The following is a 1,427-nucleotide window of genomic DNA, read 5'->3' on the forward strand; positions in this document are numbered from 1 at the left end:
GCCGCCCGCCTCGGACCTGATTGTTCCTGTGATCCTGTGTGGCGGCACGGGCAGCCGGCTGTGGCCGTTGTCGCGGGAGGGGTATCCGAAGCAGTTCTGGCCGCTGGTCTCGGCGGGGACCATGCTGCAGGAGACGGCGGAGCGCGCCCGCGGCGCCGGCTTCGCGCCGCCGGTGGTGGTCTGCGGGGAAGCGCATCGCTTCCTGGTGGCGGAGCAACTGCGGGAGGCGGGGATCGAGGCGCCGCGGATCGTGCTGGAGCCGGAGGCGCGCAACAGCGCGGCGGCGATCGCGGCGGCGGCGGTGCTGGTGGGCGAGGCCTCGCCCGGGGCCACGCTGTGGATCATGGCGGCGGATGCGGCGGTGCAGGATGTGGCGGCGCTGCGGCGCGCGCTGTCCGTTGCGGCGGCAGCTGCGGCCACGGGCCGGATCGCGACCTTCGGCATCCGGCCGACGGTGCCCGAGACGGGCTACGGCTATATCGAGGCCGGCGCGGCGCTCGCGGGCGTCGAGGGGGCGCAGGAGATCGCGCGCTTCGTCGAGAAGCCGGATGCGGCGACGGCGGGGGCTTTCCTGGCCGGCGGGCGGCACCTGTGGAACAGCGGCATGTTCGTGGCCACGGCGGCGACGCTGCTGGCGGAGCTTGGCGCGCATGCGCCGGAGGTGCTGGCGGCGGCCCGCGACGCGGTGGCGCATGGCGCGCGGGACCTCGGCTTCGTGCGGCTGGGGTCGGGTTTTGCGAATGCGCCCTCGGTGTCGATCGACACGGCGGTGATGGAGCGGACGCAGCTGGCGGCGGTGGTGCCCTGCGATCCGGGCTGGTCGGATGTCGGCAACTGGTCGTCGCTGTGGGACATCGCGACCAAGGATGCGGAAGGCAATGCGACGATGGGCCCGGCGGCGCTGCTGGGGGCGCGGAACTGCTACGTGCGGTCGGAGGGGATCCTGACGGCGGTGGTGGGGCTGGAAGACGTCGTGCTGGTGGTGACGGATGACGCGGTGCTGGCCTGCCACCGGGACCGGGCGCAGGACGTCAAGAAGATGGTGGAGCAGCTGAAGGCGGAGCGGCGGAAGGAGGCGACGGAGCACCGGCGGGTGTACCGGCCGTGGGGGGCGTATGAGGGGGTGGCGCTGGGGACGCGCTTCCAGGTGAAGAAGATCACGGTGCGCCCGGGCAGCAAGCTGAGCCTGCAGAAGCACTACCACCGGGCGGAACACTGGGTGGTGGTGGCCGGGACCGCGGTGGTGGAGCGGGACGGGGAGCGGATCCTGCTGCGGGAGAATGAGAGCGTGTACCTGCCGCTGGGCTGCGTGCACCGGCTGGAGAACCCGGGGATGATCCCGCTGACGCTGATCGAGGTGCAGTCCGGCTCCTACCTCGGCGAGGACGACATCGTCCGCCTGGAAGACACCTACGGACGCGCGTGAG

Annotated in this window: 1 protein-coding gene; it reads left to right on the forward strand. The window is 72.7% G+C overall.

Translation table 11 applies throughout. From position 1 onward, the window contains the following. Window positions 1-28: 28 nt before the first annotated feature. On the forward strand, window positions 29-1,426 hold the full coding sequence (locus tag J3S20_RS29875; RefSeq protein ID WP_343215344.1) for a mannose-1-phosphate guanylyltransferase/mannose-6-phosphate isomerase: 1,398 nt from the start codon (window positions 29-31) through the stop codon (window positions 1,424-1,426). Window position 1,427 lies beyond the last annotated feature (1 nt).

It is taken from the genome of Falsiroseomonas tokyonensis, from assembly GCF_019024325.1.
Taxonomy (GTDB): Bacteria; Pseudomonadota; Alphaproteobacteria; order Acetobacterales; family Acetobacteraceae; genus Falsiroseomonas; species Falsiroseomonas tokyonensis.